The following is a 21,539-nucleotide window of genomic DNA, read 5'->3' as shown; positions in this document are numbered from 1 at the left end:
GATCAGGCGGCTCCTTCGGTGCTGCGGCCGTTGCCGCGGTATGACTCCCAGGCCCAGCCGAGGGTGCGGCGGGCCATGATCCCGACGGCGTGCCGGCGGTAGCTCGCGGTGCCGCGCACGTCGTCGATCGGGTTGCAGGCGCCGGCGGCGAGGGTGGCGAACTGCTGGGCGACGGACGGCGTGATGATGGTGCGGCTGTCCCAGAACCCGCCCTCCTCAAGGGCGGCGTTCAGGAATGCCTCGGCCTCCTTCGCCCGTACGGGTGTCGGGGCGGCCGATCCGATGCCGGTGCGGACCGTGCGGGTCTCGGGGTGCAGGGCGAGGCCGAAGGCGCAGACGGCGATGACCATCGCGTTGCGGGTGCCGACCTTGGAGTACTGCTGCGGGCCGTCGGCCTTCTTGATGTGCACGGCCCGGATCAGCTCGTCCGGTTCGAGGGCGTTGCGCTTGACGCCGGTGTAGAAGGCGTCGATGGGGATCAGCCGGCTGCCGCGTACGGACTCGGCCTCCACCTCGGCGCCGGCGGCGAGCAGGGCGGGGTGGGCGTCACCGGCCGGGGACGCGGTGCCGAGGTTGCCGCCGACGCCGCCGCGGTTGCGGATCTGCGGGGACGCGACGGTGTGCGAGGCGAGGGCGAGCCCGGGCAGCTCGGCCCGCAGGTGCTCCATGATCCGGCTGTACGGGACCGAGGCGCCGAGCCGTACGCTCTCCTGGCCCACCTCCCACTCGGTGAGCTCACCGATGCGGTTGAGGTCCAGGAGGTACTCGGGGCGCCGGTGGTCGAAGTTGATCTCGACCATCACATCGGTGCCCCCGGCGATGGGCACAGCCGTCGGGTGCTCGGCCTTGGCGGCGAGCGCCTCCTCCCAGCTTGCGGGGCGAAGGAAGTCCATGGTGGCTCTCTTCTTCTCAATCGGGTCTGCGCGGGGGGCTGGGTGACGGCCGGCCCTCGAACTTGTTCATGTCTTGTTCACGCGGTGTGTGGCCCAGTACACAAGCCCTGCTCCACCTGGTGCAGTCACCGAACCCATGAAGCGGTTGGCCGGTCTCCGCTCATGTCTTGTAGATTCGAACGAATGGCGGGGCTCAACGGCCTCACCGCAACACCCAGACTCCACCCGTACCAACGAAAGAGATCGGCGGCGACCAGATGCGGCTGCGCGCACTGCTGGAGAACGACGCGCTGGGGCTGCGGCTGCTCGGCGGCGACGAGGAGCTGGACCGGTCGGTCCGTGGCGTGATGACGACCGACCTGCGTGACCCGAGCCGCTATCTCACCGGCGGCGAGCTGGTCCTGACCGGTCTGGCCTGGCGCCGGGACGCCGGGGACTCGGAGCCGTTCGTGCGCATCCTGGCGGGCGCCGGGGTGGCCGGGCTCGCGGCCGGCGAGGCGGAGCTGGGCGATATCCCGGACGATCTCGTGGCGGCGTGCCGCCATCACCGGCTGCCGCTGTTCGCGGTCCATGAGACGGTCGCGTTCGCAACGATCACCGAGTATGTGGTGCGTCAGGTGTCCGGCGAGCGGGCGGGCGACCTGGCGGCCGTGGTGGACCGGCACCGTCGGCTGATGACCTCGGGCCCGACCGGCGGCGGCCCCGAGGTGGTCCTCGATCTGCTGGGCTCCGACCTGGACCTTCACGCCTGGGTGCTCTCCCCCACCGGGCGGCAGATCGCGGGCGCGGGTGCCCCGCTGCCCGCCGCCGCCGGGGCGGAGCTGGCCGGGCTGCATCTGGCCGCCGTCCGCGCCGGCCGCCGCGCCCCGCACCGGGCGGCCCTCGACGGTACGACGTATTCGCTCTTCCCGATCCGGAACAACGGCCGGGGCGGCGCGGTGCCGCCCGCCCGCGATGTGCGGGAGTCGGTGCTCTCCGACTGGCTGCTCGCCGTGGAGGCCGACGCGGGCGACTGGCCGGCCGCGCGGCTCGACCTGCTCCAGGGCGTCACCCAGCTGATCGCCGTCGAGCGCGACCGGCGCGACGCGGCCCGCACGGTGCGCCGCCGGCTCGCCCAGGAGGTCCTGGAGCTGGTCCAGGCGGGCGCCGCGCCCGCCGAGATCGCCGCCCGGCTGCGCGTGGCAACGCCGGTCCTGCTCCCCGGCCTCGGCACCGCGCCGCACTGGCAGGTCGTGGTGGCCCGGGTCGAGTGGGACGAGGACGGCGCGTCGGGGGTCCGGGGCGGCCCGGTCGCCCAGGCGCTGCTGGAGGAGATCCTGGTCGACCCGGCGGTGACGGGCCCCGAATCGGCGGACCGGATCGCCGTCGCCCACACGGACGACGAGGCGATCGCCCTGCTGCCGCTGCCGGCCACCCCGGACCGGGCGGCGGTCCAGGCGTCCGGTGGCGCGTCCGGCGGCGGGGACGGTGGCCAGGACGGCGGGAACACCGGCACCGGGAACGGCGGACCCGGGAACGGCGGACCCGGCACCGGCCCCGGCGAAGGCCCCGCCCTGCACGCCGACGCGCTGCTCGCCGCCGTGCGCGCCCCGCTCTCCGCGGGCCTCGGCGACGACGGCCGTCTGACACTCGGTGTCAGCGCCTCGGTGCACTCGGCGGAGGGGCTGCGCGGCGCTCTGGAGGAGGCCCGGCACGCCCGCCGGGTGGCGGCGGCCCGGCCCGGCCGGGTCTGCGCGGCCGGCCACCACGAGCTGGCCTCGCACGTGCTGCTGCTGCCGTTCGTCCCGGACGACGTGCGGCGGGCGTTCACCGCGCGGCTGCTGGACCCGCTGCGCGAGTACGACCGGCGCCACCGCGCGGAGCTGATCCCGACCCTGGAAGCCTTCCTGGACTGCGACGGTTCCTGGACCCGCTGCGCGGCCCGGCTGCATCTGCACGTCAACACGCTGCGCTACCGGGTCGGGCGAATCGAGCAGTTGACGGGGCGTGATCTGGCGCGCCTGGAGGACAAGCTCGATTTCTTCCTGGCCCTGCGGATGAGCTGAATTCCCGGGCCGGGCAAGGGCCCTGGGGGCACCCGGCCCCAGGTGGCCGATTGTGAAAAGTTTCACCTGACATTGCCTCGACCTCTTGGCCCGGCGTGCCATTCCGTGCTGTGATGCGGCCCATACTCAACAGCTCGACGGCGCGCTCGGGGAGGGCAATGTGGCGCATACCGCCATGTCTGGTTCCGGAACGACAGCAGATGACGATCCTCCGCTCCAGACCGCGGTATGGCGGCTGCGCTCACGCGCCTGCTGGACCGACGCCGCGGCCCTGCTGGAGCACGACGCCGCCACCGACCCGGCCGCGGCGCTCCAGCGGACGGCCCTGCTGACCGAGCGCTGCCTGTACACCGGGGAGGGCTGGACGGACGCCGAGGACGCCCTGCGGACCGCCGAGGCGATGGCCCACGACGACGAGGAGCGCGGCGCGGCGGCCTGCGAGCGCGGGTATCTCGCGTACGCCTCGACCCTGCTCGGGGTGCGGGACAGGGCCGACGAGGCCCGGGTGGCGCTGGGGCGGGCCGCCGCCCTGCTCTCGCCCGCCGCCCAGGGCCGGCCGCTGCTCGACTTCCGGCGCGGCCTGATCGCGCAGAACATCGCGGACTCCCCGCAGGCCGCCCGGGCCGCCTACCGCAGGGCGCACGCCGGTGCCACCGCGCAGGGCGACGCGCTGCTGCTCTCCTCGACCTGGCGCCATCTCGCCCTGATCGCCCTGCGCGAGGGCGAGCTCGCGGAGGCCCGGCACGGCTTCGCGGAGTCCCTGCGGATAAGGGAGGAGCTGGGCTATCTGGTCGGTACGGCCCCGGCGCTCATCGCGCTGGCCGACGCCGAGCCGGAGCCGGAGGCGGCGACCCGGCTGCGCGCCGAGGCGGCCCGGCTGTTCCGGCTGCTCGGCGGCGTCCCGACCTGGCTGGGCCCGCATCTGGACCAGCCCCCGCCGGAGACGATCGAGGCGAACTGAGCGAGGGCGCCGGCCCGTCCCCGTACGCACCGGGGGTTACGGGGGTCAGCCGTCGGCGCCCGCGAAGTGTTCGCGTACCAGCGACTGGACGACCGCCACGTCCTGGGCGATCAGGGCGTCGAGCAGCGCGGTGTGCTCGGAGGCGTCGGCCAGCAGGTCGGCGCGCCGGGTGACCGGGTTGTCCACCAGGGGCCACTGGGAGCGGCGGTGCAGGTCGTCGGCGACGGCGACCAGGCTGTGGTTCCCGGCGAGGGCGAGCACCGCGCCGTGAAAGGCCCGGTCGGCCTCGGCGTAGCTCGCCCGGTCACCGACGGCCGCCGCGGCCACGGTGGCGTCGGCCAGCGGGCGCAGTGTGCACCAGCGGGCGGGCGGGACGGTGCGGGCGAGCCGCAGCATGACGGGGACCTCGATCAGGGCGCGGACCTCGGCCAGCTCCGCCAGCTCGCGCGGTCCGCGCTCGGCGACCCGGAAGCCCCGGTTGGGCACGACCTCCACGGCCCCCTCGGTGGCCAGCCGCTGCATCGCCTCGCGCACCGGGGTCGCGGAGACGCCGAAGCGGGCGCCGAGCACGGGCGCCGAGTAGACCTGGCCGGGGACCAGCTCGCCGTCGACCAGGGCGGCGCGCAGGGCCTCCAGGATCTGGCCGCGCACGGAGTGCCGGCGCACCTGGACGCGGGGGGCCTCGTGCGGCTGCTCCCCGTGGGTGTGCTCGCCGCGGGCCTGCTCGGGCACCCGGATGGCCGAAGCGGGCACGGCCGCGCCTACGCCGTACGGGGGACGCACCTCCTCGCGCGCTCCGCCCTGCTCCACGGGCACCTCCTCGGCCTGTCACGGGCGCGCTCGCGCGTCGGGCGCCCTGAGTGCACGATAGGCGTAAGGGGCCCCAGTTCAAACAACGGTCCGGCAGGGTAAGGTAAGCCTTACCTGCTGACGATCGTGAATCGGTGGTCCCCCGCATGACCCTGCCCGCCCTGCTCCCCGCGGTGACGGCCTCGCCCGTGGCCGACGCCTACGCGCGCCTGACCGAGGTCTTCCCCGGGGTGCGCGCCGAGATCCTGGCCGAGGGCGAGAGCGCCCCCGGCGGCCCCGGCTGGGTGGGTGCGCACGAGCTGGCGGCCGGCGGTGAGGCCCTGGACACGTTCCTCGCCTTCGACGCCGAGCAGGTGCGGCGGGACTACGGCCAGGAGGGCCGGCCCGATGTGATCGCCAGCTTCGGACTGCACCGGTACGCCTGGCCGGCCTGTCTGCTGGTGACGGTGCCGTGGTTCCTGCACCGCCGGGTGCCCCGCGTCCCGGTCGAGGACGTCTCGTTCCAGCGCGCGCTGGGCCATCTGACGCTGCGGGTGCGGGAGTTCGCCTGCCTGCCCGACGACCCGGCGGCCGGGCTGCCGGGGGCCCGGGTGGTGGCCGACGAGTCGGCGTTGCGGGCCGAGGTGCTGGACGCGGTGGCCGAACACCTGGGCCCGGTGCTCGACGGCTTCCGGCCGCGGATGCGGCGCGGCAAGCGGGCCCTGTGGGGGATGGCGACCGACGAGATCGTCGAGGGCCTCTGGTACGTCGCCCATCTGCTGGGCGAGGAGCGGCGCGCCATGACGGAGCTGGAGGCGCTGCTGCCGGGCACCACCAAGCCGTACGTCGGCACCGCGGGCTTCCGCGAGCTGACCGGGCCGAACGGGGAGTCGCTGCCGACCCGGGACCGGGCGAGCTGCTGCCTGTTCTACACGCTGCGCCCCGAGGACACCTGCGTCACGTGCCCGCGTACGTGCGACGAGGAACGCGTCCGCAAACTGACGCCCGCGCCCTGATCCACTCCGCCGGATTCACTCCGCCCGGACGGGTGGCAAGTATTCGAACATCATGCGTAAAGCGCTGAAGGGCGTTCGACCAGAACGGCCATATCGGCGGCCTCCTGCACCCCTTTGGCGTTCTCTTGCCCCGAAACCGCCTGGCCGTGACGGGATTTCCGCCACGATGGCGCCCGAAACGCCCTACGTGACGCAAGGGACCGCGCATGAGACTGACCGACATATCGCTTGACTGGCTGCTTCCGGGCGCCGTGCTGCTCGTGGGGGTCATGGCGGCGGTGGCGGTGGTCGCGCGTGGAAGGCGCGCCTCTGACGCAGCAGCCTCGGCCGACGACAGCTGGGAACGCAGCGAGGAGCGGCGCAGACGCAAGGAAGCGCTGTACGCCACCGCTTCGTATGTGCTGCTGTTCTGCTGTGCGGCGGTCGCCGCCGCACTCTCCTTCCACGGGCTCGTCGGCTTCGGCGAGCAGAATCTCGGCCTCTCCGACGGCTGGGAGTATCTGGTGCCCTTCGGTCTGGACGGGGCGGCGATGTTCTGCTCGGTCCTGGCCGTACGGGAGGCCAGCCACGGGGACGCGGCGCTCGGCTCGCGCCTCCTGGTGTGGACCTTCGCGGGTGCCGCCGCCTGGTTCAACTGGGTGCACGCGCCGCGCGGCATCAACCACGCGGGTGCCCCGCACTTCTTCGCGGGCATGTCGCTCTCGGCCGCCGTGCTGTTCGACCGCGCGCTGAAGCAGACCCGCCGTGCCGCGCTGCGCGAGCAGGGCCTGGTTCCCCGCCCGCTGCCGCAGATCCGGATCGTGCGCTGGCTGCGCGCGCCCCGGGAGACCTTCGGCGCCTGGTCGCTGATGCTCCTCGAAGGCGTACGCACGCTGGACGAGGCGGTCGACGAGGTACGCGAGGACCGCAGGGAGAAGGAGCAGAACCGTCTCCGCAGAAAGGACCAGGAGAAGCTGGACCGGGCCCACATCAAGGCCCTGAACCGGCAGAACCGGGCCTGGGGGCGGCTCGGCCGGGGTGGCCCCCCGGTCGAGGTGGCCGCCCTGGCACCGGCGACGGGCTCCGCGCAGTCCGCCGCGGAGCCGGCCATATCCGAGCCGGGTCAGCTGCCCCTGCGGCCCCGGCCATCCCTGCAAGCCGTGAACCACTCGAACGCGGCGAGCGTCCCTGAACTGGGCGCGAGCGAATCGTCGGCGGCCGACCCGGCCGCCGACGACGACACCCAGGCCCTGCCCCGGCTCGATTCGCTGGAGCAGAAACTCAAGGACCTGGAGCAGCAGTTCGGCTGATACGGGACAGCGGATGCGAGAAGACGGCCCTGCCGGTCCGGAAGGACCGTCAGGGCCGTTCGCCGTCCAGCTCGAACCACACCACCTTGCCCAGCGAGCGGGGGCTGATCCCCCAGGAGTCGGCGAGGCTCTCCACCAGGATCAGCCCCCGGCCGTGCGTACCGTCGTCGGCGGGCGGTACGTGCGGCTCGGTGTCCATTCCGGGGACGAAGTCCCGCACCTCCACGCGCAGCCGGCGGGGTGCGACGCTCACGGCGACGACCGCGCCGTCGTCCGTGTGCACCAGGGCGTTGGTCACCAGCTCGCTGAGCAGCAGTTCGGCTACCTGCGCCGGTTCTTCCTTCCACCGGTAGCGCAGTAACTCCCGGACCGCTCCCCGGACTTCCCCCACGGCTGCCAGATCGGCCCGGTCCACCCTGCGGTGCATCCGGGCCTCTTCGTGACGCTCCATCGTTTCCCCCGCCCACACGGCCAGTCGCCCCCTGTCTCGAAGGTGCTCACGCAATGCATGCCCCGCCTACCGGCTGTCACGCTTGCGGAGCCCTTCGGACCGGAGGGAATCGTGTGGGATTCAGGCCCGCTTGTAGAAGTATTTGAACCCGCCGACGTCGTGCTGGATGCCGTCGCCGTTGGTGACGAAGTAGGACGGGTCCACCGTTTCGACGAAGCAGTATCCGGGGTTGGCACCCACACGCTTTCCGGTGCCGACGTTGATGCGGCCGCTGCTGCTGGAGGTCACCTTGGCCTCGAACGGGCAGTTGTTGTAGGGATAGTCGCTCAGGCGCACCACACCGGTCTTGGAGATGGTGATGGTGCCGGGCTGACCCGTGTTGTAGATCTCTCCGAACTTCCAGGTGCCGACGAACGACGCCGGCACCGTGCTGCCGCCCCCGCCCGAGCCGCCGGTGGCGGAGCCGCCCGAGGTGCTGGTGGAACCCCCGCCGGATGTGCTCGTGGAAGAGCCGCCCGTGCTGCCGCCTCCCGAACTGCCGCCGCTGGTCGTGGTGGAGCCGCCGCCCCCGGTGGAGGACGAACCGCCGCCGCCCGTGGCGGACGAACCGCCCGAGGACGAACCGCTTCCCGTGGAGCCCGAGCCGCCGCCCGAACTGCCGGTGCTGCGGCCGTCCTTGCCCGGCTTCCCGTCCTTGCCGTCCTTCCCGTCCTTGCCGGCGTCCGCCTTCTTCTTGCTCGGCGACGCCTTCGGGCTCTTGCTGCCGGCCGGGGACGCGCTGCCGGCCACCGAGGGCTCCGGTGCGGCGGTCGGGCCGGTGGAGGTGGCGGCCGGGGGCGCCGCGTGCGCGTCGCCGCCGTCGTGGCTGAACGGCTGGAGCATGACCAGCGTGCCGCCCCCGCCGCCGAGGACGACCACCAGCGGGACGGCCACCAGCCAGGGGCGCCGGCGCTTCGGCTTCTCCTTCTCCGCCGTCTTCGCCCCCTCCACCACGGCCCCCTCCACCACGGCCCCCTCCACCACGGCCGCCGCCGCCTCGGGCGCCGACCCGAGGCGCATCGTGGCGCGATCACCCTCCTGCCGCAGCGGCGCAGCCTCCGCGTCGAGCAACTGCGCCGACTGGCGGGCCAGATGACCCACCACGGCGGCCGGCAGCCAGGAGGCGGCGGCCGGATCGGCTGCGCGCCCCGGCTCGGCCAGCAGCTCGTCCACGGAGGGCCGCTCCTCGATCGGCTTGACCAGCAGCCGGGCGATCAGCTCCTTGAGATCCGCGTCCCGGACCCGTTCGAGCTCGGGCTTGGCCTCGGCGATCCGGTACATGATCGCGTGCTGGTTGCTCGCCCCGTGACCGAAGGGGAGCGTCCCGGTCGCCGCGTACGTCAGGACACAGCCAAGGGTGAAGACGTCGCTCTTCGGGACCGCGGTCTCCCCGCGCACCTGCTCCGGGGCCATGAAACCGGGCGTGCCGATCATCATGTTGGTGCTGGTGAGCAGGGACTCGACGGCGGTCCCGACGGCGCGGGCGATCCCGAAGTCGATGACCTTGGGCCCCTCCATCGTGAGCATCACGTTGGACGGCTTGAGGTCGCGGTGGACGATGCCCGCCGCGTGGATGTCCTTCAGCGCGTGCAGCAGCCCGGTGGCGAGTGCCCGCACCGAGGCGGCGGGCAGTGCGCCGTGGCCCCGCACGACCTGTTCCAGGGAGAGCCCGGGCACGTAACCCGTGGCCACCCAGGGGAATTCGGCGTCCGGTGCCGCGTCCAGGACGGGCGCGGTCCAGCGCTCGCCGACGCTCCGCGCTGCCTCGACCTCGCGCCGGAAGCGGCCCCGGAACTGCGGGTCCGCGACGTGCTCCGCGTGCACCACCTTGACCGCGACGGTGCGGCCGCCGTCGGAGCGGGCGAGATAGACTCGGCCCATGCCGCCCGCGCCGAGCCGGCCCAGCAGCAGATAGGGCCCGACGCGCGCCGGGTCCGTCGGAGTCAGCGGTTTGATGCCTCCGTCGAGGTAGTCCTCGTTGTCCGCGTGGTCGTCGTTGTTCACGCCGGTCTCCTGAAGTCCCCATGTGTGGCCGCGACTTGGCGCGACAAACGTTCAGTGTGAAGCAAAGTGGGCACTGATTGGAACAACTTCTGGAAACAATTCCGGAATCTTCTTCTACGCTGTCCCCCGGGTGCACCATGAGGAGCCAGAGATTCCGGAACCGGGGGGCTGCGTCGATGAGTCCGAAGCAACAGCGCGGGGAGGCCACGGCCGCCCAGGTGCTCGACACCGCCCTGGAGCTGTACGCGGCCCGGGGTGAGGCCGGCCTCACGCTGAACGCGATCACCTCGGCCAGCGGCGTGAGCGCGGGCAGCATCTACCACCACTTCGGCAGCCTTCAGGGCGTGGTCCTGGCGCTCGCGCAGTCCTGGCTGGGCCGCCTCCTCGGCGAGGTGGTCGAGGCGCTGCACCAGGTGACGGACGCGCGCGGCGGGGTGCGGGCGCTGACGGAGACGTATCTCCGCTTCATCCAGGAACATCCGGACGCGGCGCGGCTGATGCACTCGGTCACCGCCGACCGCGAGGCCATCACCAACGCGCGCCAGCTGCGGGGTGCCCAGGAGGCCCGGATCGCCCCGCTCGCCGCCTGGCTCCACGCCCATCGGGAGTCGGGCGAGCTGGTGGCGCTGCCGCTGCCCGTCCTGGAGTCGCTGATCCTGGGCCCGGTGACGAGCATCGCGCGGCGCTGGCTCGCGGTGGGCGACATCGACATCGAGGAGGCCGTCCGCACGGTCCCGCAGCATATCTGGCGCTCCGTCAGCCCATGAGAACGGCCGCGGCCGCCTGCGCGAGGGGTGTGCGCAGACGGCCGCGGCCGCTCCGGGGGTGTGCCGGGTCAGTAGCGCGTCGCGACGCTGACCCGGTCGAAGTCCTGCACGCCGTACAGGCTGATGTAGTGGGCACCGGCGGCCGGGTGGTCGACGGTGAGGGTGTGGGCGTTGCCGCTGCCGGTGGCCCGGGCGGTGTACGAGCCGGTGGTGGCCCAGCCGGTGGAGCTGTAGTAGAGGTCGGCGTCGCCCGTGCCGCCGCTGGTGGTGATGGTCAGCCGGTCGGTGCCGGCCGGTATGTAGAGGTACAGGTAGGCGTAGTTGCCCCGGGTCGCGTACTGGCCGTCGCGGGCGCAGTCCTGGCCGAGTTCGCGGGTGTCGGTGCCGGTGCACTGGGCGGTGGGCTCGGTCGGCGGGTTGGTGGCGGTGCCGCAGCTGCCGGCCGCGCAGGCCGTGAGCCAGTTCGCCCAGTCGGTGTCGTAACGGGTGCCGATGGTGGAGGTGAGCAGGGTGCGGGCGCCGTTCCAGTCACCGGCGCGGTAGAGGCCGAGGAGCTTGTCCATGTCGGCGCGGTGCGACTGGAGCATGTAACGGACGGCCAGGTAGCCCCAGTTGTAGATGCGGGTCTGGTCGGCGTTCTCGTAGGTGGTGTCGAAGAGGGTGCGCAGGGTGTAGGTGTGCGTGCCCGCCTGGGTGAGGGCGTCGTCGTAGGTGACGTCGCGGTACGAGTAGGAGACGTACTCCGCGAAGCCCTCGATCCACCACACGGTCGGGGTGGTGACACCGGCGTCGAAGTCGCCCGCCATGTCGAACCGGCCGTCGAGGTAGTGGGTGTACTCGTGGTTGAGGTTCCAGATCTGGAAGTCGGGTCGGACCCACTCGGCCTCGTAGGCGATGAACCTCGGCTGGTTGCCGGCCGCCGACGGGTCGCCCTCCAGGTACATCCCGCCGTTGTTGGTGTCGATGCCGTAGATGGCCCCGGCGTAGGTCTGGTAGTCGGTGCTGGAGTCGAAGACGACGACCTCGATGGTGGTGTTGAGGTCCCCGGCGACGGGTCCGCTGTCCCGGGCCACCTGGTGGAAGTAGGCGTCCTGGCCGCGCAGGCTGGTGCACGCCTCGGTCAGGTCGGCCGAGGACATCTGCTGGGCGAGGATGCGGATGCTGTCGCTACAGGTGTACGAGGTGGGCAGCACGGCGCTCTTGAGCCGGGCGGCCAGGTCGCAGGTGCCGTAAGCGGAGCAGTTCGCGCTGTCGTAGTAGTCGGCCATCTCGGCGAGCCCGACCCAGAGCGGCGCGGTGGGCCCCGTGATCGAGGAGCGGCCGAGGAGGTCGATGACCAGCTTCTTCGCGGTGGGCCTGAGGGCGTCCTCCTGGAGGAAGCGGGCCAGCTCGCGGCCCGCGTTGGAGGTCAGGTAGGACTGGTCGGTGCCCAGCAGGTCCAGGTGGTCGCGGGCGAATCCGGCGAGCGCGCCGAGCAGGCTCGGGTCGGCCTCGACGGCGCTGATGAACGCGGGCAGCTGATGGCCCCGGAAGGTCACGGTGTAGACGTTGTTGACCGCGTTGAGCATGTACCAGGAGCTGTTGTACGAGGAGTCGTAGCCGGCCAGCAGCCGCTTGACGACGTCCAGGTAGCGGGCGTTCTGCTCGGCGCTGTCGATGAGGATGACGGCCTCGGCCAGGGTCTCGCCGTTGGCGTCGGTGACGTCCCGGGAGTGCGCGGAGGCGAAGAAGGCGTCCAGGCCGCCCTGGATGGCGGTGCGCAGGGCGGTGCCGTACGAGCCGACCGTACCGGGGTCGTAGTACTGCACGTAGTACCCGGCCCGGAGGTAGAGCACCAGTTGAGGCATGCCGGTGCTGCTGTCGCCGGGGTAAGCGGCCGATCCGGCGCGCAGGGCGTCGGCCACGGTGACCATCTGGGCCTCGCGGAAGGCGAGGTAGCCGTCATTGCCCTTGACGGAGAAGAGGGTGTTGACGCAGTCGGTGGTGGACGCCTTGATCTGCTGGACGAGGGCGCTGCCGGTGCGGCTGGTGAAGTCGGAGACGGAGCAAGCGGCCGCCCGGGCAAGGGACTTCGCCTTCATGGAGGGGGCCGGGTGGCTCGGTTCGGTGGCACGCGGGTCGTCGTAGTCGCGCCGCAGCACGTCCTTGGAGGCGCTGAGCGGGGCCCGCTCGGCGGGGCTCACGGCCGTCTCGCCCAGGTGGGCCGGGTCCTGGGCGGGCGCGGTGGGGGCCTGTGCGGTGGGGCCGCCGGGCTCGGGCGACGCCTCACCGGCCGTCCGGTGCGCGGCGGCGCTCGCGGCCGCCGGGATGGAAGGCCGGGGCTCGGCGGCCGGGGCGGGTGCGGCGAGCATGCCGATGCCCAGGCAGGCCGCTAGGGCGTGTCCGCAAAGTCCCGTCGTACGCCCGAAGGGCGTGGCCCGCGGCGCATGGCGCGTGCTCTCGGCGTGCCGGCCGACATCCCTCGTACTGGACGTACTAGGGATTTCGGCCGGTGCGGCGAGAGTGCGTGCCAGGCGTCGCGGGCCAGACGGGACTTTGCGGACACGCCCTAGGACCGCGGTGGTGAGTCCGGTGACTCTCTGTCGGACCGTTCGTTTCTTCACGTGCCGCCTCCCAGCGGTGTGAGGGCCGCGCGCCGTTGCGCGGCCGTGGGGGATGGCGCGCGGGTGAGGCCGGACGGGGACGGCGGGCGACCGGAACGGTCAGCAAAGTGACATGGACACGACCTCAAGCGCGACCGTCAGTACAATGGCACATGTCACATGTCTTTAGGAAGCGGCCGAGACGGCCGTCTTTGTGAAGCTGTCGTGACGGCATCCGTCGGCGCGTCAACGCCCGCGCCTACGGGGGAGCTTGAGGCGTTACGCCTGGCTCGCCGGCTCACCCCGGCGGCCGTCCGCCCACAGCGAGCGGACGTGCGACATGTGGCCGAGCATGCAGGATTCGGCGCCCTCGGCGTCCCCGGCGACCACCAGGTCGAGCAGCTCGATGTGCTCCTCGGCCGAGGCGGTCAGCTGCCCGGACTCGGAGAGCCGGTTCAGCCCGAAGAGCCTTGAGCGCTTCCGGAGTTCGCCGACCTGCTCGACCAGCCGCCGGTTGCCGGCCAGCCCCAGCAGGGCGAGGTGGAAGCGCCGGTCCGCCTCCAGGTAGCCCAGGATGTCGTGCCGGCGGGCGGCCGCGACGATCTCCTCGGCGACGGGCCGCAGCGCCTCCAGCTCGTGCGTCAGGCCCATCCGCGCGATCCGGCCGACCGTGGGGACCTCGATCATCGCGCGCAGCTCGGTGTAGTCGTCCAGGTCCTGGTCGGTCAGTTCGGTGATCCGGAAACCCTTGTTGCGGACGGCCTCGACCTGGCCCTCGCGGACCAGGTCGAGCATCGCCTCACGTACGGGGGTCGCGGACACACCGAACTGGGCGGCCAGCGCGGGCGCCGAGTAGACCGTGCCGGGCCGCAGCTCGCCGGAGACGAGGGCCGCCCGCAGCGCATGCGCCACCTGGTCGCGCAGGTGCTCCTGCGCCGAGATGGCGTTGAGCGAGGTCAGGCGGGCCATATCTGTTCCTCCAGCACCGTGCGGAGGGTCAGAATACAATGTCACGTTGGACCTGAACCCGGCGCGGGCTCACAACAGGAAGCCCTCCGGGAAGGGGTCGTCCGGGTCCAGGAAATACTGCGCGGTCCCGGTGATCCAAGCCCTCCCCGTGACCGTCGGCACGACGGCCGGCAGCGCGCCCACCGTGGTCTCGCCGACCAGCCGGCCGGTGAACCGGGTCCCGATGAAGGACTCGTTCACGAAGTCCCGGTCCAGCGGGAGTTCGCCCCGCGCGTGCAGCTGGGCCATGCGCGCGGAGGTGCCCGTGCCGCACGGCGAGCGGTCGAACCAGCCGGGGTGGATGGCCATCGCGTGCCGCGAGTGCGCCGCGTCGGAGCCGGGCGCGATCAGCTGGACGTGCTTGAGCCCGTGGATGGCCGGGTCCACCGGGTGGACCGGCCGGTCGGTCGCGTTGACCGCCTCCATCAACGCCAGCCCGGCTGCCAGCAGTTCGTCCTTCCGCGCCCGGTCGAACGGCAGCCCCAGGTCCCCCAGCCGCACCATCGCGTAGAAGTTGCCGCCGTAGGCGAGGTCGTACGGCACCTCACCGAAGCCGGGCACCTTCGCGGTGAGCCCGAGCCCGGCGCTGAAGGCGGGCACATTGGTGAGGGTGACGGAGGTGGCGGCCCCGCCCTCCACGCGTACGTCCACGCCGACGAGCCCGGCGGGGGTGTCGAGCCGTACGGTGGTGACCGGTTCGGTGACCGCGACCATGCCGGTCTCCACCAGCACGGTCGCCACCCCGATCGTGCCGTGCCCGCACATCGGCAGGCAGCCGGAGACCTCCATGAACAGCACCCCGAAGTCGGCGTCGGGCCGGGTCGGCGGCTGGAGGACGGCCCCGCTCATCGCGGAATGGCCGCGCGGCTCGTACATCAGCAGGGTGCGCACCGCGTCCCGGTGCGCCATGAAGTACGCCCGGCGCTCGGCCATGGTGGCGCCCGGGAGTGTGCCGATCCCGCCGGTGATCACACGGGTGGGCATGCCCTCGGTGTGCGAGTCGACGGCGTGGAAGACGTGGCGGCTGCGCATCGTCCCTCCCCTCTCAGTCCAGGCCCTCGGCGAGGGCCTTCTCCGTCGCGGCGCGTACGGCGGCCAGCGCGTCGGCGTCGAGCGGCAGCCGGGGCGGCCGGGTGGGCCCGCCGTGCCGGCCGACGATGTCCATGGACGCCTTGATGGCCTGGACGAACTCCGGCTTGGAGTCCCACCGCAGCAGCGGGTGCAGCCGGCGGTAGAGCGGCAGGACGCGCTCCAGGTCCCCGGAGACGGCCGCCCGGTACAGCGCGACACAGCTGCCCGGCAGCATGTTGGGGCAGCCCGCGATCCAGCCCACGGCCCCCGCCAGGGCGAGTTCGAGCAGCACGTCGTCGGCGCCGACGAGCAGATCGAGCCCGGGCGCCTCCTCCGCGATCTCGTACGCCCTGCGGACATCGCCGCTGAACTCCTTGACCGCGACGACCGACCCCTCCGCGTGGAGCTGCCCGAGCAGCCGGGGCGTCAGGTCCACCTTGGTGTCGTACGGGTTGTTGTACGCGACGACGGGCAGCCCGGCCGCCGCCACCTCGGCGTAGTGCGCGCGGACGGCCGCGTCCTCGCACGGGTAGCCGTTGGGCGGCAGCAGCAGCACGGACCCGGCCCCCGCCTCGGCGGCCTCGTCGGCGCGGCGCCGGGACTGCGCGCTGTCGTACGAGGAGACCCCGGGCATCACCCTGCCCCCGTCCCCGGCCGCCTCGACCGCGACCCGCACGACCTCCCGGCGCTCCCGGTCGCTGAGGGTCTGGTACTCCCCCAGCGATCCGTTGGGCACCACACCGTCGCACCCCGCGTCGATGAGGTCGCGGACGTGTGCGGCGTACGCGTCGAAGTCGACGGACCGGTCCTCGCGCAGGGTGAGGGGCGTGGCGACCATGACACCCCGCCAGGGGGCACCGGTGCGGCTGGGCTCGGAGGTCATACGGGCTCCTTCGGGGTGGGTGTACGGGGTGGTGGCGGATCGGGTGCGCGGGGTCACTCGCCCTCGTCGCGGGCGGCGCGGGCGAGTGTGGCGAGCGGGACCGGGCAGGCCAGGGGGCGCCGGTCGGGGGGCGCGTCGGTGTCGGGCGGGGCGGTCAGGGCCCGGACGGCGAAGCCGCAGGTGCGGCCCTGGCACCAGCCCATGCCGGCCCGGGTGAGGAGCTTGGCGGTGCGGGGGTCGCCGGCGCCCAGTCCGGCGACGGCGGTCCGGAGCGTGCCGGCGGTGACCTCCTCGCACCGGCAGACCTCGGTGTCCGGGGCGAGCCACCCGGTCCACCCCGGTCCCGGCCGGTGCGCGGCCCCCATCAGCCCGGCGAACGCGCGCATCCGGCGCCGACGGCGGCGCAGCGCCCCCGCGCGGGCCGGGGCCCGGCCGCCCCGCGCGTCGGCGATCACCGACAGGGCGGCCAGCTCTCCCTCGGCCAGGGCGAGTCGCACCCCGCCGACGCCCCCGGTCTCGCCGGCGGCCCAGACTCCGGGCACGGTGGTACGCAACTGCGCGTCGACCTCCAGGACCGCCGAGCCGTCCGTGCCGGTGCGGGTGGCGCAGCCGAGGCCGAGGGCGAGGTCCAGTTGCGGGACGAGGCCGTGGCCGACGGCGAGCGCGTCGCATTCGATGCGCCGTCCGGTCCCCGGCACGGGGTGCCAGGCGCGGTCGAGCCGGCTGACCGTGACCCCTTCCACGCGTGCGGTTCCGTGGACGGCGGTGACGGCCCGGTGCGTGAGCATCCGCACCCCGTACCGGGCGAGGCCCGCCCGGTGGCGTGCACCCTCCGCGAGCCGGCCGGGGTTCGCGGCCAGGGTCAGGGGCGCACGGGCGTACGCCGCGTAGCCGGCGGCCTCCACCAGTGCGGGCACCCGGGCCCCGGCCCGGGCCAGTGAGAGGGCGACGGCCTGGAGCAGCGGCCCGCTCCCGGCGACGACGACGCGCCGGCCGGGGAGCACGAGCCCGGACTTGAGCATGGCCTGGGCCCCGGCCGCGCCGACCACGCCGGGCAGGGTCCAGCCGGGGAAGGGGAGTTGGCGCTCGACGGCGCCGGTCGCGATGACGAGGCGGCGGGCGCGCGGGGCGGCCCCGTCACCGCCGTCCGGGCCGGTGACCGCGTGCAGGGTCCAGTCCTCGCCGGTCCGTGTCACCGCCCAGACCTGGTGGCCGGTGAGATGGCGCACCCGCCCGGTGGTGCGGTGCCGGCCGAGGCGGGCGGTGAGCGCGGTGAACGTGCCCCAGCCGTGGTGCAGGGCATCCGGGCGGGTGGCGCCGAGACCGGGCGCGGGTGCACGGTAGTACTGGCCGCCGGGGGCGTCGGCCGCGTCGATCAGCAGCACGTCGAGCCCGGCGTCGGCGGCGGTGACGGCGGCGGCGAGCCCGGCCGGTCCGGCACCCACCACGGCGACCTCGGCGCGGTCAGGGGCGGGGTGCGGCATGTCCGTTGCCTTCCTGGGTGGTGACGGCGTCGCCGGGCCGGGCGGGCAGCAGGCAGGCCCGCAGATTGGGGCGCCCGTTGACCGTGGCCAGGCACTCGAAGCAGGAGCCGATCCCGCAGAAGGCGCCCCGGGGCCGCCCGTTGACCCGGGTGGTACGCCAGCTGAGGACGGACGCGGCCCACAGCGCGGCCGCGATGCTCTGCCCGGGCAGGGCAGGTACCGGCCGCCCGTCGAAGGTGATCTCGAACCCGGGCCCGGGCTCGGCCCCGGCAAGCCCGGCCGGGGTGCGGTCGCGTCGGCGTGCTCGTCTCACCGGGGCTCCTGTCTCGTGGATCGGGCGGTACGGGGAGGGGCGGGGGCTCACGGAAGGGGCGGGCGGCTCACGGGGAGCCGGACCCGGTGTCCGCCCCGAAGCGGTCCGGCCGGAACGGCTCCGCGTCCAGGGGCGGTTCCTCGCCCCGGATCGCCGCCGTGACCAGGGCCGCCGTCGCCGGGGCGAGGCCGATGCCCGCGCCCTCGTGGCCGCAGGCGTGGAAGAGGCCGGGGACCCGGCGGTCGGGCCCGATGGCGGGGAGGTGGTCGGGCAGGTACGGGCGGAAGCCGTGGTACGCGCGGAGCACCCGGGCGGCTCCGAGGACCGGGAACAGCGCGGCGGCCGCCTCGGCCAGTCCGCTGATCACCGGCACGGACAGGGTGCGGTCGAAGCCGACCCGTTCGCGGCTGGCGCCGATGAGGACGGGCCCGGCGGGGGTGCCCTCCACGACCGGGGACGTCTGGAGGGCGGCCGACGCGCTGGACACATCGGCCACGTACTCGGCGGCGTACACCTTGTGCCGGATCAGCGGCGGCAGCGGCTCGGTCACCAGGACGAACCCGCGCCGGGGCAGCACCGGCAGCGCCACCCCGGCGAGCGCGGCGAACTCCCCGCCCCGTACGCCCGTCGCGTTGACCACGGCCGGGGCGAGCAGGTCCCCGGCCCCGGTCCGGACACCGCGCACCGCGCCCGTGCGGCCGGTGAGCACGGCGGTGACCGGGCGGCCGGTGTGCAGGGCGGCCCCGGCGTCGCGGGCGGCGCGGATCAGGTGGGCGGCGGCCAGGGCGGGCTGGACCTGGGCATCCTCCGGGTAGCGGACGCCGCCCGCGAGGCCGGGGGCCAGGTGCGGTTCCAGCTCGGGCAGTTCGTGCGGGGCGACGGCTGTGGTGCGTACCCCCGCCCCGGCCTGTCCGGCGGCGGTCGCGGTCAGGGTCGCCAGGGACCGCTCGTCCGCCGCGACGACGAGGCCGCCCTTCTGCTCGTACTCGACCGCCCGGGGCAGCACATCGGACAGCTCGCGCCAGAGCGCGGCGGAGAGCCGGGCGAGGTCGAGTTCGGGCCCGGGCGGCTTGTCGGAGACCAGGAGGTTCCCCTCCCCCGCCCCCGTGGTGCCGCCGGCGACCGGTCCGCCGTCCACCACCGCGACCGAGAGCCCGGACCGGGTGGCGTAGTACGCGCAGGCGGCGCCGACGACCCCGGCTCCGACGACGACAACATCCAGAGGCTGTCTCGTGAACACGCCAGTAATATGTCACATGGTTCTGGGGGTGCCAAGGGGCCACGCGGCGAAGGAAGTTGGCCCCCTGGGGGCGTCGGCTGCCGGCCGTCCCCGCGGCGGCGGGGACGGCCGGGCCGGATCAGATCCGGACGCTGGAAGCGGGCGATCCGGTACCGGTGGCGATCACGCCCTGGTCGGACCACTTGACGGCCCCGGCGCTGCCCACGGTGTGGAGGTAGGCGTGGATGGCGCCGTTCTCGTCGAGGACGAGGTAGTCGGCACGGCCGTCCCCGCTGATGTCGGCGAAGCGGACCTGGGCGGCGAGCCAGCCGGACGAGCCGGTGGCGATGACGCCCTGGTCGGACCAGCCGCCGTGGCCGTCGCCGCCCGTGTTGACGTACGCGTGGGTGGCGCCCTGGTCGGCGAGGACGAGGTAGTCGGCCTTGGCGTCGCCCCCGACATCGGCGAAGCGGACCTGGTCGGCCGTCCAGGCGCTGGAACCCGAGGCGATGACGCCCTGGTCGGACCACTTCACCGCCCCGGTGGCCGGGTCGGTCGTGTTGAGCAGGGCGCGGGTGGAGCCGTTGGCGCCGACGACGAGGTAGTCGGCCTTGGCGTCGCCGCCGACATCGGCGAAGCGGACCTGCGCACCGGTCCACGCGCTGGAACCGGTGGCGATGACACCCTTGTCCTGCCAGCCGCCCCGGCCGTCGCCGCCGGTGTTGATGAACGCGTGCACCGCCCCGTTACCGGGGTCGAGCACCAGGTAGTCCGCGCGGTCGTCGCCCCCGACGTCCGCGAAGCGGACCTGGTCGGCCGTCCAGGCGCTGGAACCCGAGGCGATGACGCCCTGGTCGGACCACTTCACCGCCCCGGTGACGGGGTCGGCCGTGTTGAGCCATGCCTGAACCGCCCCGTTGGCGCTCACCACGAGGTAGTCGGCCCGGCCGTCGCCGTTGATGTCCACGTCGTAGTCACCGAGGGCCGACGCCTGGCGCGGCGGGGCCGGCTTGACGTCGACGGTCTCCTTCACCCAGCCCCGGCCGGCGAGGTCCGCGATGCCGCCCAGGAAGGCGTCCGCCATCTTGGCGTAGCCGGTGTTGTCGGGGTGCAGGTTGTCGTTGAGGTCACCGGTGGTCAGCGCGCCCATGCCGACCTGGACGATCTTGTAGCCCCGCTGGGCCCGGTCGGCGACGATACCGGGGATCGCCCGGTTGTACGTGTCGATCCGGGCCTGCACGGCCGGGTCGGTGGCGGGGACGAGCGAGGCGACCACGACGGCGGTGTCCGGCGATGCGGTGTGGATCTGGTCGATGAGCGTCCCGAGCCGCTGCGGGGCGGTCGACACCCGGTTGTCGCGGTTCATGTCGTTGGTGCCGATGTGCAGGGTCACCACATTGGGCCGGGCGTCGGCGAGCCAGGTCTCGATGTTCGCCTGCAACTGCTCGATGAGCCAGCCCGAGTGCCCCTCGTGGTGGGTCACGCCGTCGGCGTCGACCTGCGAGCCCACGAACTCCACGGTGCCCGCGTGCCCGGCGAGGGCGCTCGCCAGCGCGGGCCGGTAGCCGGTGCGGGTGCTGCTGCCCACGCCCAGCGTGATGGAGTCGCCCAGGGGCATGACCGCGAGCCTCGGCACCTGCCACACGGGCGCCGGCGGGGGCGGGTTCTGGGCGATGATCGTGTTGATCATGGCGTATCCGGGGTAGTCCATCATGACTTCACCGGTGCGGGTGCTCACGGAACCGAGCGGCCCGAGGACCTTCTCGTTCACCCGGTCGGCCACGGCCTTGGGATAGGCCGCGCCGCTGGAGCCGCTGGTGTAGTTGATGTACATGTGCTTGAGGTCGGTGTCGGTGTTGGCCGCCTCCAGATGGCGGACCACCTTGTCGACCTTGCCGTTGATGGCGCCGGGCAGCAGGTTCGCGACGGTGTAGTCGTCCTGGATGCGGAAGCTGTCACCGGCGAGACCGTACTTGCCGCTGAGGTCGTCCACGTTGCGGAAGCGCTCCAGGACGATCTTCCCGCGCACCTCGCCCAGGGTCGGCACGTCCGCCTGCTTGGTACCGCTGACCGCGGGGCCCCAGAAGAACCCGCCGTTGGGGTCCTCGTCGAGGTACTTGCGGAACACGTCCACGCGGTCCTTGCCGGTCGTGCTGGTCGGGTCGTCCTTGCAGTCGACGCTGAACGGGCCGGCGTCGTTGTCGCACTCGGCCCGCAGGTGCATCATCACGGTCTCGGTGGGGTGCGCCGTGAGGAACTCGCCCAGCACCTTGAGCACATCGGCGAAGTTCGCGTCCTGGTACACCTTGCTGTGATGGATCGTGAAGCTGCCGCCGATGACCCGCACCCGGATGTCGATGGAGCGGATGCCCGCCTGCAACTGGGCGGCCAGGGTCTGCGCGCTGGGGCCGCCGTTCTGCTGGGTGTAGGTCATGTCGCCGCCGCGGATCGACAGCGTCTCGTGCGTGCCGGGAACGGAGAGCGCACCGAGCGAGGTGCCGTTGCCGAGCGCCCGCATCCAGTCGGGGTTGTCCGCCTTCCCCAGCGACCGGTAGGCCGGGTTGTCGGTGTCGTCAGGCAGCGCCGCCCACGCCGTGCCGGGGCTCAGGACGGCGATGCTTCCGGCCATGGCCATGAGCGCGGTGAGCAGGACGGCCGCCCTGCGCCACCAGGCCGTCGCCGTAATTCGATGTCTCACTCGGGTCTCCAGGAGAGTCTTCACACA

Annotated in this window: 17 protein-coding genes; 5 read left to right on the top strand and 12 right to left on the bottom strand. The window is 73.3% G+C overall.

What is annotated here, in order from left to right; all coding sequences use genetic code 11:
* Positions 1-2: 2 nt before the first annotated feature.
* Positions 3-893, bottom strand: a complete 891-nt coding sequence (locus OG338_RS25360) for an FAD binding domain-containing protein (RefSeq protein ID WP_405939520.1) — start codon at positions 891-893, stop codon at positions 3-5.
* A gap of 257 nt (positions 894-1,150) precedes the next feature.
* Here OG338_RS25360 and OG338_RS25355 point away from each other — a divergent pair, with 257 nt between their 5' ends.
* Both OG338_RS25355 and OG338_RS25350 read left to right on the top strand, forming a co-directional pair.
* Entirely contained in the window at positions 1,151-2,938 is a 1,788-nt protein-coding gene (locus OG338_RS25355) for a PucR family transcriptional regulator (RefSeq protein WP_405939519.1), read from the top strand.
* 175 nt (positions 2,939-3,113) lie between these two features.
* Positions 3,114-3,899 carry a hypothetical protein gene (locus OG338_RS25350; protein WP_405939518.1) on the top strand — a complete coding sequence of 262 codons (786 nt, stop codon included), beginning with the start codon at positions 3,114-3,116 and terminating at the stop codon, positions 3,897-3,899.
* Positions 3,900-3,944: 45 nt separating this feature from the next.
* Here OG338_RS25350 and OG338_RS25345 read toward each other — a convergent pair whose 3' ends face one another.
* The gene (locus OG338_RS25345; protein WP_405939517.1) at positions 3,945-4,709 is read right to left on the bottom strand and encodes a GntR family transcriptional regulator; all 765 of its coding nucleotides are present in this window, start codon (positions 4,707-4,709) and stop codon (positions 3,945-3,947) included.
* Between the two features lie 146 nt (positions 4,710-4,855).
* Between OG338_RS25345 and OG338_RS25340 the strand changes: the two genes are divergently transcribed.
* Entirely contained in the window at positions 4,856-5,704 is an 849-nt protein-coding gene (locus tag OG338_RS25340; protein ID WP_405939516.1) for a (2Fe-2S)-binding protein, read from the top strand.
* Positions 5,705-5,910: 206 nt separating this feature from the next.
* Positions 5,911-6,993, top strand: coding sequence for a DUF2637 domain-containing protein (locus OG338_RS25335; protein ID WP_405939515.1), 1,083 nt, complete (start codon positions 5,911-5,913; stop codon positions 6,991-6,993).
* Positions 6,994-7,042: 49 nt separating this feature from the next.
* On the opposite strand, the gene OG338_RS25330 is transcribed toward OG338_RS25335, so the two are convergent.
* Complete coding sequence (locus OG338_RS25330; RefSeq protein ID WP_405940531.1) at positions 7,043-7,408, bottom strand: ATP-binding protein; 366 nt, start codon at positions 7,406-7,408, stop codon at positions 7,043-7,045.
* Between the two features lie 156 nt (positions 7,409-7,564).
* Positions 7,565-9,487: a serine/threonine-protein kinase gene (locus OG338_RS25325; RefSeq protein WP_405939514.1), complete on the bottom strand. Its 1,923-nt coding sequence runs from the start codon at positions 9,485-9,487 to the stop codon at positions 7,565-7,567.
* A gap of 176 nt (positions 9,488-9,663) precedes the next feature.
* Between OG338_RS25325 and OG338_RS25320 the strand changes: the two genes are divergently transcribed.
* A complete protein-coding gene (locus tag OG338_RS25320) occupies positions 9,664-10,254 on the top strand; it encodes a TetR/AcrR family transcriptional regulator (protein ID WP_405939513.1) in 591 nt (196 codons plus the stop codon).
* 68 nt (positions 10,255-10,322) lie between these two features.
* On the opposite strand, the gene OG338_RS25315 is transcribed toward OG338_RS25320, so the two are convergent.
* The 8 genes from OG338_RS25315 to OG338_RS25280 all read right to left on the bottom strand — a co-directional run bounded on the left by OG338_RS25315 (position 10,323) and on the right by OG338_RS25280 (position 21,512).
* Complete coding sequence (locus OG338_RS25315; protein ID WP_405939512.1) at positions 10,323-12,605, bottom strand: M9 family metallopeptidase; 2,283 nt, start codon at positions 12,603-12,605, stop codon at positions 10,323-10,325.
* Between the two features lie 510 nt (positions 12,606-13,115).
* Entirely contained in the window at positions 13,116-13,805 is a 690-nt protein-coding gene (locus OG338_RS25310) for a GntR family transcriptional regulator (RefSeq protein ID WP_405939511.1), read from the bottom strand.
* Positions 13,806-13,874: 69 nt separating this feature from the next.
* Entirely contained in the window at positions 13,875-14,876 is a 1,002-nt protein-coding gene (locus OG338_RS25305; protein ID WP_405939510.1) for a proline racemase family protein, read from the bottom strand.
* Positions 14,877-14,889: 13 nt separating this feature from the next.
* The gene (locus OG338_RS25300) at positions 14,890-15,798 is read right to left on the bottom strand and encodes a dihydrodipicolinate synthase family protein (RefSeq protein ID WP_405939509.1); all 909 of its coding nucleotides are present in this window, start codon (positions 15,796-15,798) and stop codon (positions 14,890-14,892) included.
* Between the two features lie 53 nt (positions 15,799-15,851).
* A complete protein-coding gene (locus tag OG338_RS25295; RefSeq protein WP_405939508.1) occupies positions 15,852-17,282 on the bottom strand; it encodes an FAD-dependent oxidoreductase in 1,431 nt (476 codons plus the stop codon).
* Complete coding sequence (locus tag OG338_RS25290) at positions 17,263-17,595, bottom strand: (2Fe-2S)-binding protein (RefSeq protein ID WP_405939507.1); 333 nt, start codon at positions 17,593-17,595, stop codon at positions 17,263-17,265. The genes OG338_RS25295 and OG338_RS25290 overlap by 20 nt, the downstream gene beginning before the upstream one ends.
* A 67-nt stretch (positions 17,596-17,662) precedes the next feature.
* Positions 17,663-18,835: an NAD(P)/FAD-dependent oxidoreductase gene (locus OG338_RS25285; RefSeq protein WP_405939506.1), complete on the bottom strand. Its 1,173-nt coding sequence runs from the start codon at positions 18,833-18,835 to the stop codon at positions 17,663-17,665.
* Between the two features lie 118 nt (positions 18,836-18,953).
* Positions 18,954-21,512 carry a phosphatidylinositol-specific phospholipase C domain-containing protein gene (locus OG338_RS25280; RefSeq protein ID WP_405939505.1) on the bottom strand — a complete coding sequence of 853 codons (2,559 nt, stop codon included), beginning with the start codon at positions 21,510-21,512 and terminating at the stop codon, positions 18,954-18,956.
* Positions 21,513-21,539 lie beyond the last annotated feature (27 nt).

The sequence above is a fragment of the Streptomyces sp. NBC_00726 genome (assembly GCF_045161735.1).
Lineage (GTDB): Bacteria > Actinomycetota > Actinomycetes > Streptomycetales > Streptomycetaceae > Streptomyces.
Note: the sequence above shows the minus strand (reverse complement) of the source record. Positions and strands in the feature narration are given on the sequence as shown.

What these genes read in the sequence shown, in the direction of transcription:
- OG338_RS25305 (WP_405939510.1), bottom strand. Translation starts at nt 14,876, where the DNA reads ATGCGCAGCCGCCACGTCTTCCACGCCGTCGACTCGCACACCGAGGGC.
- OG338_RS25340 (WP_405939516.1), top strand. Translation starts at nt 4,856, where the DNA reads ATGACCCTGCCCGCCCTGCTCCCCGCGGTGACGGCCTCGCCCGTGGCC.
- OG338_RS25310 (WP_405939511.1), bottom strand. Translation starts at nt 13,805, where the DNA reads ATGGCCCGCCTGACCTCGCTCAACGCCATCTCGGCGCAGGAGCACCTG.
- OG338_RS25315 (WP_405939512.1), bottom strand. Translation starts at nt 12,605, where the DNA reads ATGCTCGCCGCACCCGCCCCGGCCGCCGAGCCCCGGCCTTCCATCCCG.
- OG338_RS25350 (WP_405939518.1), top strand. Translation starts at nt 3,114, where the DNA reads ATGTCTGGTTCCGGAACGACAGCAGATGACGATCCTCCGCTCCAGACC.
- OG338_RS25355 (WP_405939519.1), top strand. Translation starts at nt 1,151, where the DNA reads ATGCGGCTGCGCGCACTGCTGGAGAACGACGCGCTGGGGCTGCGGCTG.
- OG338_RS25295 (WP_405939508.1), bottom strand. Translation starts at nt 17,282, where the DNA reads ATGCCGCACCCCGCCCCTGACCGCGCCGAGGTCGCCGTGGTGGGTGCC.
- OG338_RS25360 (WP_405939520.1), bottom strand. Translation starts at nt 893, where the DNA reads ATGGACTTCCTTCGCCCCGCAAGCTGGGAGGAGGCGCTCGCCGCCAAG.
- OG338_RS25335 (WP_405939515.1), top strand. Translation starts at nt 5,911, where the DNA reads ATGAGACTGACCGACATATCGCTTGACTGGCTGCTTCCGGGCGCCGTG.
- OG338_RS25300 (WP_405939509.1), bottom strand. Translation starts at nt 15,798, where the DNA reads ATGACCTCCGAGCCCAGCCGCACCGGTGCCCCCTGGCGGGGTGTCATG.
- OG338_RS25320 (WP_405939513.1), top strand. Translation starts at nt 9,664, where the DNA reads ATGAGTCCGAAGCAACAGCGCGGGGAGGCCACGGCCGCCCAGGTGCTC.